Annotated in this window: 8 protein-coding genes; 7 read left to right on the forward strand and 1 reads right to left on the reverse strand. The window is 71.3% G+C overall.

Annotation, left to right across the window (positions count from 1 at the left end; all coding sequences use genetic code 11):
* Nucleotides 1-7: 7 nt before the first annotated feature.
* Nucleotides 8-682, reverse strand: a complete 675-nt coding sequence (locus ACWEGE_RS07175) for an SGNH/GDSL hydrolase family protein (protein WP_449659541.1) — start codon at nucleotides 680-682, stop codon at nucleotides 8-10.
* 312 nt (nucleotides 683-994) lie between these two features.
* Here ACWEGE_RS07175 and ACWEGE_RS07180 point away from each other — a divergent pair, with 312 nt between their 5' ends.
* From ACWEGE_RS07180 to ACWEGE_RS07210, 7 genes are all read left to right on the forward strand, one after another.
* Nucleotides 995-2,548 (forward strand): alpha-L-arabinofuranosidase B, encoded by a 1,554-nt coding sequence (locus ACWEGE_RS07180; protein ID WP_449659542.1) that lies wholly within the window; start codon nucleotides 995-997, stop codon nucleotides 2,546-2,548.
* 51 nt (nucleotides 2,549-2,599) lie between these two features.
* Complete coding sequence (locus ACWEGE_RS07185) at nucleotides 2,600-4,156, forward strand: alpha-L-arabinofuranosidase B (RefSeq protein ID WP_449659543.1); 1,557 nt, start codon at nucleotides 2,600-2,602, stop codon at nucleotides 4,154-4,156.
* Nucleotides 4,157-4,400: 244 nt separating this feature from the next.
* Complete coding sequence (locus ACWEGE_RS07190) at nucleotides 4,401-7,271, forward strand: glycosyl hydrolase family 95 catalytic domain-containing protein (protein WP_449659544.1); 2,871 nt, start codon at nucleotides 4,401-4,403, stop codon at nucleotides 7,269-7,271.
* A gap of 113 nt (nucleotides 7,272-7,384) precedes the next feature.
* A complete protein-coding gene (locus tag ACWEGE_RS07195) occupies nucleotides 7,385-8,707 on the forward strand; it encodes an MSMEG_0569 family flavin-dependent oxidoreductase (RefSeq protein WP_449659545.1) in 1,323 nt (440 codons plus the stop codon).
* The gene (locus tag ACWEGE_RS07200) at nucleotides 8,707-9,543 is read left to right on the forward strand and encodes an amidohydrolase family protein (protein WP_449659546.1); all 837 of its coding nucleotides are present in this window, start codon (nucleotides 8,707-8,709) and stop codon (nucleotides 9,541-9,543) included. The genes ACWEGE_RS07195 and ACWEGE_RS07200 overlap by 1 nt, the downstream gene beginning before the upstream one ends.
* 4 nt (nucleotides 9,544-9,547) lie before the next feature.
* Nucleotides 9,548-10,060 (forward strand): MSMEG_0572/Sll0783 family nitrogen starvation response protein, encoded by a 513-nt coding sequence (locus ACWEGE_RS07205; protein WP_086864132.1) that lies wholly within the window; start codon nucleotides 9,548-9,550, stop codon nucleotides 10,058-10,060.
* A 10-nt stretch (nucleotides 10,061-10,070) separates the two neighbouring features.
* Nucleotides 10,071-11,141: an MSMEG_0568 family radical SAM protein gene (locus ACWEGE_RS07210; protein WP_449659547.1), complete on the forward strand. Its 1,071-nt coding sequence runs from the start codon at nucleotides 10,071-10,073 to the stop codon at nucleotides 11,139-11,141.

Consider the following 11,141-nt stretch of genomic DNA (forward strand, 5'->3'; position numbering starts at 1 on the left):
GGGCCGGTCAGTACGGTTCGTGGTCCGGCGCCGCCGCGCGGACGGGGGGTTCGAAGAGGTCCGCGATGCGCGTGTAGCCGACGTCGTTCGGGTGGAACCAGTCGTCGGCGAGGCTGCCGCGGATCGGGCTCAGCGCCGGGCCGCGCAGGTCGGCGACGTGCACGCGGCCGTCCGCGTCGATCAGCGCGTTGACCGCCCGCGCTTCGGCGTTGCGCCTCGGCAGGGTGGCGACGACGGACCGGTCCGCGGGGAGCTGGGCGAGCAGCCGGGCGAACCGGCCGGCGAGCCCGCGGCGGCGGGCCGGGGTGAGCATGTCGTTGGCGCCGACGAGGACGGTGACCAGGACCGGCGGCGTGGGCAGGGCGTGCAGCCGGGGGAGCTGGTGGTCGAGGACGTCGGCGACCCGGGCGCCGGAGGCCGAGAGGTTGAGCACCGCGAACGGCTCGCCGAGCCGGGCGTTCAGGCGGGGCACCCAGCCCCCGTCGACGGTGTCCGCGCCGATGCCCTGCGTCATCGAGTCGCCGAGCGCGACCCAGAGGGGCCGGCCCGAGCCGAGCGCCCGGCGGTTGGTTTCCGCCCACGCTCGCGCGAAGGGGTCTTTCTGGGCGCGGACCCGGCGAATGCCGGGCAGCACCACACCCGCGGCGTCGAGCAACCGGCCCGACCACGTCCGGTTCGGCACGAACACGTCCTCCTGATCGCCTCCACCGGCATTCGGAGCCGGGTGCGCCGCGGATGGGTGGCTCGGGCGACGACGGACGGTCACGCGGAGCTTCCACCACCGCGGCCGGAGTCGCAAGTCGTCCCTCCGAAGGAGACACAAATTCGTCCATAAGGGACATAAGGCGGGCGAGCCTCCTGCTGACTCGACTGGAGTATTGACGTGCTCCCGGTGTTCGTCGATAGTGATGACTCCAATCCCGACTTCGAGCGGAAGCCGCCCGCCTGCTGAACTGTTAGCGCTAACATTCGTCATCGGTGAACAAGGGAGTTCATGATGCCCGCGCTGCCCGCATTTCGCCGACCACGCCGCCGAGTGGCTGCTTCCTCGGCCGTGGTCGCCCTTGTTTTGCCTGTTCTGATCGCCGTCGGCGGCAGTGCGCAGGCTGCGGCGCAGGGGCCTTGCGACATCTATGCCGCGGGCGGCACGCCGTGCGTGGCGGCGCACAGCACCACCCGCGCGTTGTTCGCTTCCTACAACGGTGCGCTCTACCAGGTGCAGCGGAGTTCGGACAGCGCGCTGCGGGACGTCGGGCTGCTGTCCACCGGCGGTATCGCCGACGCCGCGGCGCAGGACGCGTTCTGCGCGGGCACCACGTGCACCATCACCCGTGTCTACGACCAGGCCGGCCACAGCGGCAACACGCTGGTGTACCAGGGGCCCGGGGGAACCGGCGGCGCGGACACCGCGGCCGTCGCCACCACCGAGGCACTGACCGTGGGCGGCCGCAAGGCGTACGCGTTGTACATCAACCCCGGCAACAGCTACTTCGCCGGCGGCTCCGGCGTGCCGACCGGCAGCTCGCCGGAGGGCGAGTACCTGGTCACCAGCGGGACCCACGTGAACAACGGCTGCTGCTTCGACTACGGCAACACCGAAACCGACCACCGCGCCGACGGCAACGGCGCCATGGACGCGATCAACTTCGGCACGGAGTGCTGGTTCGGCGGGTGCGCCGGGACCGGGCCGTGGGTGCAGGCGGACCTGGAGAACGGCCTGTTCCCCGGCGGCAGCAAGGCGTGGAACCCCGGCCAGGTCGCCCAGACCGGCCACTTCGTCACCGCGATGCTGAAGAACAACGGCACCACCCAGATGGCGCTGCAGGGCGCCAACGCCCAAGCCGGCAGCCTGACCAAGTTCTACGGCGGCGCTCTGCCCAGCGGCTACAACCCGATGCACAAGCAGGGCGCGATCATCCTCGGCAGCGGCGGGGACTGCTGCCAGACCAACCGGAACGCCAGCGCGGGCACCTTCTACGAGGGCGCCGTGGTCGAGGGGTATCCCTCCGACACCACCGACGCCGCGGTCCAGGCCAACATCGCCGCGGCAGGCTACGCCACCGGTGCCACCCCCTTCACCCCGGGCGCGAAGGTTTCGCTGCAGGCCACCACTTCCTGCTGCACCGGCGAATACCTGCGGCACGACACCGGTGACGACAAGGTCGTGATCGCGCCGGTGACGGCGGGCAGCGCGACGGCGGACAAGGCGGCCGCCACCTGGGTCGTCCGGCCCGGCCTGGCCGACGGCAGCTGCGTTTCCTTCGAGTCGGCCGACGCGGCGGGCAGCTACCTGCGGCACTACGCGTTCCAGCTCCACCTGCAGCCGAAGGACGCGACTACGCAGTTCGCCGCCGACGCCACTTTCTGCCCGAAGCCGGGCAACAGTGGTACCGGCTACTCGTTCCCCTCGCTCAACTACCCGGCGAAGTACCTCCGCCACTACGCCTCCACGGCCTACCTCGCGAGCAACGGCGGCACCAACGCCTGGGACACCACCACGCTGTGGCGCGAGGACACCTCCTGGCTCCCCGCCACTGCCTGGAACTGACCACGCACCGGAAGTTCAGTGACGCATTTCCCACCGTGTGAAGGAGATCCGATGACCCGACGACCGTGGATCCGCCGCGCCCTCCTGGCGGCAGGCACGTCCACCAGCCTCGCCGCCGGCCTGCTCGCGGCGATGGCCACCACCTCGCAGGCCGCCGCCCAAGGGCCGTGCGACATCTACGCCGCGGGCAACACCCCGTGCGTGGCCGCGCACAGCACCACCCGCGCCCTGTATGCGGCGTACAACGGCCCGCTGTACCAGGTCCGGCGGGCTTCCGACAACGCGACCCGTGACATCGGCGTGCTGAGCGCCGGCGGGTACGCCGACGCCGCCGCACAGGACTCCTTCTGCGCCGGCACCAGTTGCGTGATCACGGTCATCTACGACGAGTCCGGCAAGGGAAACCACCTCGCCCAGGCGCCCAAGGGGCACTTCTCCGGACCGGCGGCGAACGGCAGCGACAACGTCGCCAACGCCTTCGAGGCGCCCGTCACGGTCGGCGGCCACAAGGCGTACGGCGTCTACGTGGCCCCCGGCACCGGCTACCGCAACAACAACACCAACGGCATCGCGACCGGTGACCAGCCGGAGGGGATGTACGCGATCTTCGACGGCACGCACTACAACGGCGGCTGCTGCTTCGACTACGGCAACGCCGAGACGAGCGGCAACGACGACGGCAACGGCACGATGGAGGCCATCTACTTCGGCAACAACAAGGGCTGGGGCTACGGCAGCGGCGCCGGTCCCTGGATCATGGCCGACCTGGAGAACGGCCTGTTCTCCGGCGTGAACCAGCACTTCAACGCGGGCGACCCGACGGTCACCAACCGGTTCCAGACCGCGATCGTCAAGGGCGGCCCGAACCAGTGGGCCATCCGCGGCGCCAACGCGCAGTCGGGCGGCCTGTCCACCTACTACAGCGGCGTGCGCCCCAACGTCGCCGGCTACAACCCGATGAAGAAGCAGGGGGCGATCCTCCTCGGCATCGGCGGCGACAACAGCAACGGCGCGCGCGGCACCTTCTACGAAGGCGTGATGACCGCGGGCTACCCCTCGGACGCCACCGAGAACGCGGTGCAGGCCAACATCACCGCGGCCGGTTACAGCAGCGCCCCGACCGGCTCCGGAACCCTCACCCCGGGCGCCAAGGTCTCCCTCCAGGCGACGACGGCCTGCTGCACGTCCGACTACCTGCGCCACAACGACGCCGACGACAAGGTGGTCATCTCCGCCGTCGACGCCGGCAGCCCGGCCACCCTCAAGGCCGACGCCACCTGGATCGTCCGGGCCGGCCTGGCCAACACCTCCTGCCTGACCTTCGAGTCCGCCGACCAGCCTGGCCGGTTCCTGCGCCACTACGCGTTCCAGCTCCACCTGAACGCCGACGACGGCGGCGCTGCCTTCGCCCAGGACGCCACGTTCTGCCCCACCACGGGCAACAGCGGCGTCGGAAAGTCCTTCCAATCGGTCAACTACCCGTCGAAGTACGTCCGCCACTACAACTTCACCGGTTACGTGGCGAGCAACGGCGGCAGCAACGCCTGGGACTCGACGACGTCGTGGGCCCAGGACACCAGCTGGCTCGTCGCCTCGCCCTGGAACTGACGAGCGACGTCACCGACCACGAGCACGGCTTCCCCGCAGCGTCGCAGGGGGGCCGTGCTCGTTCCCACGAATTCGTCGAATGATAATTACATCGGTAATGGCAGGTCTTTTGCGGCCGGATGCCGACGGGAACCGGGCTGTTCGGCCGAATTCGTGCGCATTGTCGCGCACTGCGTGGACACGGGTGCGGGAAAGCCGGAAGATCCGGCCGACGAACGAAACCGCATCCGCAAAAGGAGTTCGCGTGCCGGACCTGCCCATGGACCGCAGAGGATTTCTCGCCGTGGCGCTGGCCGCCGGGGCCGCGGCGCTGCCGGGCGGATTCCCGGCCGGCGCGGGAGCTGTGGCCCCGCGGATCAGCCTCCCCGAACGCGGGGTCCACGACACCGCCCCGGCCACGTCCTGGACGGACGGTTTCCTGACCGGGAACGGTGAGTACGGTGCCACGCTCCACGGCGCACCCACCCTGGAGAAGGTGATCTTCAACCACCACCGCTTCGTCCTGCCGAACGGCTCCCGATCGGTCACCCCGCCGGTGCTCGCGGGCCGCCTGCCGGGGGTCCGGGACAAGGCGCTCGCCGGTGACTACGCCGGGGCGAACCGCGACTTCGCGGCCGGCTGGTCGCTGCGGTGGACCCAGACCTACCACCCGGCGTACGAGCTGCGGATCGCGACGCCGGACATGACCACCGCCACCGGCTACGTCCGCACGACCGACTTCCGCACCGGCGAAGTCACCACCGGCTGGGCCGACGGCTCCGGCACCTGGACCCGCCGGGCGTTCGTCTCCCGCGCCGACCGCGTGATCGTCCACGAGCTGACCCCGGCCCCCGGCCGGACGATCGACGCGACCTTGAGCGTGTACACGGCCTTGGAGGGCACGCCGGGGAACGTGGGCTTCACGACCCGCGCCAGTGCCGGCAACGGCTCCGGTTACCTGAACCTGCGCGGGACCTACCCCGCCGGGCAGGGTGCGTTCGGCTACGAAGGCGTCACGCGCGTCGTCCCGGCCGGTGGCAGCGTCTCGGCCGCCGGGAGCACCATCGTCGTGTCCGGAGCGGCCCGGCTGCTGCTGCTCACCAAGCTCGACCGGTACGAGACGCCGAACGCGTGGGATTCCCAGCCGCTGCACGCGGCGCTGGCCACCATCGGCACCGACTACCCCGCCCTGCTGGCGCGGCACACCGCGATCCACACCGCCTGGTACGACCGCTCCCGGCTGGACCTGAACGTCTCCGCCGCCGACCGGGCCCTGCCGGTCGGTCAGCTGATCGCCCGGCAGAACGGCAACCAGAGCGTCATCGACCTCGCCCTGCTGGAGCGGCTCTACGACTCGGGGCGGTACCTGTTCATCAGCTCCAGCGGGATCCTGCCCCCGCGGCTGACCGGGATCTGGACCGGCACCTGGACCGGCGCCTGGGCCGACGACTTCACCACCGACGCCAACGTCAACCTCCAGGTCGCCGGCGGCAACACCCTGGACACCCCCGAAGCCATGCAGGGGTACTTCACCCTCGTTCTCGGGCAGCTCGCCCAGTGGCGCACGAACGCGCGGAACCTCTACGGCGCCCGGGGTTTCCTCGCCCCGTCCCGGACCGACGGCGAGTACGGGCACATGCTCCACTTCGATGCCGGCTTCCCCGGCCAGACCTGGACCGGCGGGGCCGACTGGCTGCTCCACCCGCTCCTCGAGTACTGGGAGGTGACCGGCGACCAGGCGTTCCTGCGCGACAAGCTGGGTCCCGCGCTCATGGAGCTGGCGCTGTTCTACGAGGACTTCCTGACCCGGACCGACCAGAGCGGCAAGGTCGTCTTCGTGCCGTCCTTCTCGATGGAGAACGCGCCCGGCAACACGCACGTGCTGCTGTCGGTCAACGCCACCGGCGACATCATGGCGGGCAAGCACGCGCTGCAGGCCGCCATCACCGCGGCCAACGCGCTCGGCGTGGAACAGGGCAGCGGCCAGGGCGTCCAGCGGTGGACCGCATTGCTCGGGAAACTGCCTGCGTACCGGATCAACGGGGACAACGCCCTGGCGGAGTGGTCCTGGCCGAGCCTCACCGACAACTACAACCACCGGCACGTCCACCACCTGTACGGCGCCTGGCCGCTGCACGAGCTCAACCCCGAGACCGCACCCGGGCTGATCGCGCCCGCGCTGCGGGCCCTGGAACTGCGCGGCGACGAAAACCTGTCGGCCCACGGGAGCCTGCACCGCGCGCTGGCCGCCGCCCGGCTGAAGGACGGCGGGAAGGTCTACGCCAACCTCCGCAAGATCCTCGGCAACACCATGGTCTTCCGGTCGCTGATGACCTCGCACAACCCGAACCTGCAGACCTACAACGCCGACGCCGCCCACGCGATCCCCGGGGTGCTGGCCGAGGCGCTGCTCTACTCCCGGCCAGGGGTGCTGGAAATCCTGCCCGCCCTGCCCGGGCAGCTGGCCAAGGGGTCGATCACCGGCGTCCGGGCGCGCGGCCGGATCCGGGTCCACAGCCTCGGCTGGGACCTGTCCGCGCGCACGGCCACGCTGTCCGTCACCTCGGCGATCGACCAGGCCGTCACGCTGATCAGCCGCCGGGGCCTGACTTCGGTGACCACCTCGGCGCCGGTGGCCCCGTCGCCGCTGGGTTCGTACGCCAGAGTCGTGACTCTCGCGGCGGACCAGCGCGTCGACATCACCGTCATGCTGGACGCCGGGTACGTGCGGCTGGTCAACCGGCGCAGCGGGAAGGTCCTCGACGTCACCGGCGGCGGAACGGCCGACGGCGTCAAGGTCGTCCAGTGGACCTGGTCCGGCGGCGCCAACCAGCAGTGGCAGGTCCGGCCGAACCCGGACGGCTCGGTCCGCCTGGCCAACCGCAACAGCGGCCGGCTCCTCGAGAGCCCGGCCGGCGCCGGTCAAGGCACCCAGCTGGACCAGGCGCAGGACACCGGCGCCGACAACCAGTGGTGGCAGCTCGCCGGCACCGGCGACGGCTACTACCGCCTCGTCAACGTCCGCACCGGCCTGTGCGCGGACGTGGAGGGCGGCTCGACCGGCGACGGCGCCCGGGTGCTCGCCTGGGCGGTCAACACCGGCACCAACCAGCAGTGGCAGATCGTCGACGCCTGACCCGCCCGGTGTTAAACGGCGGCCGGAAAAGTCGTCACACGGCGGCGGCCTGGTAACACGCCGGTGTTCCGGGGGAAACCGTCCGGAAATGGTTCGCCGGTGCACTGAGCGGCATGACCTTCCAGCTCGACGGCCTGCACCGGCCGGTGATCGTGGTCGGCGGCGGCCAGGCGGGACTCTCGATGTCCCACTGCCTCACCACCGCCGGAGTCGGGCACGTGGTGCTCGAACGCGAGCGCGCGGGGCACGAATGGCGGACCCGCCGCTGGGACAGTTTCTGCCTGGTCACGCCGAACTGGCAATGCCGGCTGCCCGGGTTCCCCTACGCGGGCGACGATCCGGACGGCTTCATGGTCCGGGACGAGATCGTCGCCTACCTCGAGGCGTACGTGAAGGAGTTCGACGTCCCGCTGCACGAGGGCGTCGAAGCGACCCGGCTGCGGCAGCTGCCGGGCGGCGGGTTCCGGCTCACGACGTCGGACGGCGAGCTGACCGCCGACCACGTCGTGCTGGCCACCGGCCCGTACCAGGTGCCGCTGAAGCCGCGGCTGGCCGAACGGCTGCCCGAGCACGTCGTCCAGCTGCACTCGGCCGAGTACCGCAACCCGGCGCAGCTGCCGGACGGCGAGGTGCTGGTCGTCGGCACCGGGCAGTCCGGCTGCCAGATCGCCGAGGACCTGCACCTGGCCGGGCGCCGGGTGCACCTGGCCGTCGGGTCGGCGCCGCGGGTGGCCCGGCGCTACCGCGGCCGGGACGTCGTGGCGTGGCTCGACGAAATGGGGTACTACGCCCGGGGGATCGACGAGTTCGCCGACGCGGACGCCGTCCGGTTCCGGGCCAACCACTACGTCACCGGCCGCGACGGCGGGCACGACATCGACCTGCGCGCCTTCGCCGCGGACGGCATGCAGCTCTACGGGCGGCTCCAAAGTGTCCGAAGTGGACAGCTGGCGTTCGCGGACGACCTGCGGCGCAACCTCGACGCGGCCGACGCGGTGTCCGAGGGCATCAAGGACTCGATCGACTCCTTCGTCGCGCAGCGCGGGATCGAGGCACCCCGCGAGGACCGGTACAAGCCGGTGTGGGAACCGGCAGCAGGGGCCCGCACCCTCGACGCGGAAGCGCTTTCGGCCGTCGTGTGGAGCACCGGGTTCGGCCGCGACCACCGCTGGATCGACGTCCCGGTGTTCGACGGCAAGGGCTACCCGACCCACCACCGCGGCGTCACCAGCTGTCCGGGCCTGTACTTCCTCGGCCTGCCGTGGCAGCACACCTGGGGTTCGGGGCGGTTCTGCGGCGTCGCCGCGGACGCGGAGTACCTGGCCCGGCGGATCACCGACGTCGGGCGGGGTGGCGACGTCCGGTGGCTCTCCGGCACCCCGGTGAGCACCTACCCGGCCGACGACGACTGGGTCGCGCCGCGGACGGTGGCCTGATGAAGTGGACCAACGACGCCCACCGGCACCTGGGCGTGCTGCCGGCGTACCCGTTCTACGGCGGCCCGCCGGTGGCCCCGGCGATCGGCAGCCGCGCGACGATCGGCGAGCTGCTGGCCGATCTGGACCGGGAGGGCACCGAGCGCGCGCTGGTGATCCCGAACTACGGCGTCCCGGACCCGGCGATCGCGTTCTCCTTCAACGAGCTCTGCGTCGAAGCGGCGGCGAAGGACGATCGGATCAGCGCCGCACTCTGGGTGTCCCCGCGCCCCGAAGACGCCGGCCGGACCGAGGAAGCCCTGAAGCTGGCGGGGGAGGAGGGCGTGCGGGCGCTGAAGCTCAGCTTCCTGCTGGGCGGCCGGGCCTCCGACCCCGCGTGCCGGCCGCAGCTGGACCGGATCTTCGCCACGGCGAAGGAGCACGACCTCGTCGTGCACGTCCACACCTCGCCGGGCGCGGCTTCGGACATCGACGAGGTCGGCAAGCTCGTCGACGCCTACGCCGGCGACGTCAAGCTGCACCTCGTCCACTTCGGCGGCGGGATGAGCGGGCACATCAAGCTCGTCGGCGGCCGCTTCTTCGACTGGATCGCCGCCGGCAAGCAGGTCTACACCGACCTGTCCTGGGCGATCGGTTTCACCCCGCGGTGGCTGGTCGACGAAATCTCGCGGCGCGGCATCGGCCACGACCGCGTGTTGTTCGCCTCCGACCAGCCGTGGGGCGATCACGAGGGCGAACTCGCGAAGCTGGCCGCCGCGGCCGGCGACGGCGAGCTCGCCGACCTGGTTTTCCGCGGCACGTTCGACGTGCTGTACGGATCGACGAAAGGGAAATAGACCGATGGCAGAGCTGACCGAGACCGAGAAGACCAGCCTCGACGAGATCCCGCACCCGTCGCTGCCGCAGGGGTCCAGCCTCTACGGCGGGACGAAGGTCTTCCCGGACTACCAGGCCGAACCCGGCCAGAGCTACTTCACGCTCGTGCACGGCATCGCGCACGAGTCGTCGGTGAGCTTCGTGGCGATCCTGCAGGCGACCCGCGCCCTGCGGAAGGGCTTCGAGGCCGCGATCTACTTCTACGGCCCGGGTTCGCTGAACTGCCTGGCCACCCGCGGCTTCCCGACCACCGGCAACGCCGCGTTCCCGGGCGAGCTGAACATCAACGACCAGCTCAAGACGTTCATCTCCGAAGGCGGCAAGGCCTACTGCTGCCGCTTCGGCCTGTCGCTGCACGGCGCCCGCGAGGAGGACCTCATCGAGGGCGTCATCCCGACGCACCCCCTTGACGTCCAGGACGCGCTGATCCACTACGCGCGCAAGGGCGCGATCATCAACTCCACCTACATGTTCTAGGGAGCGGCTCGTGCGCGTTGGCATCGAAGAAGATCTGGACACCCGCGCCGACATCGCCGTCCGCGGGGTGCGTGTGGACGCACCCGTACAACGCAGCAAGGGCGCCGGGCCGAGCGACGACGGCCACCTGGTCGTCGACGGTGCCAACGCCACTCTGCCGCTCAACCCCGACAGCCCGTACGAAGTCCGCGACGGCCGCATCCACCGGGGGACGGTCGACCTCGGCCTGAGCGTGACCCCGGTGGCGCGGCCGCGGTTCTACGAGCTGTCCACTTCGGACGGTACGCCCTACCGGAAGATCGCGCTGTTGCACGGCAAGGACGTGCTCGCGACGACCGTCGTGCAGACGTGCGTCCGCTACGCCGAAGACCAGCGCTGCCGGTTCTGCACCATCGAGGAGTCGCTGCGGGCGGGGACCACCGTGGCCGCGAAGACGCCGCGGCAGCTCGCGGAGGTCGCCGAGGCGGCCGTGCGCCTCGACGGGGTCCGGCAGATGGTGATGACGACCGGGACCACGGCCGGGCCCGACCGCGGCGCCCGGCACCTCGTCCGGTGCGTCCGGGCCGTGCTCGACGCCGTGCCGGGCCTGCCGATCCAGGTGCAGATCGAGCCACCGGGCGACCTCGGGGTACTGGCAGAACTGCGCGAAGCCGGGGCGACGTCGATCGGGATCCACGTCGAGTCGCTCGACGACGACGTCCGGCGGCGGTGGATGCCGGGCAAGTCGACCGTGCCGCTGGCCGAGTACGAAGCCGCGTGGGCGGAGGCGGTCCGGGTGTTCGGCCGCAACCGCGTCTCGACGTACCTGCTGATCGGCCTCGGCGAGGACCCGGACGACCTGGTCGAAGGGGCCGGGCGGCTGATCGATGCGGGTGTGTACCCGTTCGTCGTCCCGATGCGGCCGATGCTCGGCACCCTGGCCCGCCGCGACGGCGCCACCGCGCCTCCGCCGTCGCTGGTCGCCGAGGTCACCGGCCGGGTCGCGGCGCTGCTGCGGGCCGCCGGGATGACCGGCGCCGAGCAGGGCGCGGGGTGCGCCGCGTGCGGGGCCTGCGGGCTGCTCAGCGCGGTGGGAGGCTGA

The organism is Amycolatopsis sp. NPDC004747 (genome assembly GCF_053601335.1).

What these genes read in the sequence shown, in the direction of transcription:
- ACWEGE_RS07195 (WP_449659545.1), top strand. Translation starts at nt 7,385, where the DNA reads ATGACCTTCCAGCTCGACGGCCTGCACCGGCCGGTGATCGTGGTCGGC.
- ACWEGE_RS07180 (WP_449659542.1), top strand. Translation starts at nt 995, where the DNA reads ATGATGCCCGCGCTGCCCGCATTTCGCCGACCACGCCGCCGAGTGGCT.
- ACWEGE_RS07185 (WP_449659543.1), top strand. Translation starts at nt 2,600, where the DNA reads ATGACCCGACGACCGTGGATCCGCCGCGCCCTCCTGGCGGCAGGCACG.
- ACWEGE_RS07200 (WP_449659546.1), top strand. Translation starts at nt 8,707, where the DNA reads ATGAAGTGGACCAACGACGCCCACCGGCACCTGGGCGTGCTGCCGGCG.
- ACWEGE_RS07205 (WP_086864132.1), top strand. Translation starts at nt 9,548, where the DNA reads ATGGCAGAGCTGACCGAGACCGAGAAGACCAGCCTCGACGAGATCCCG.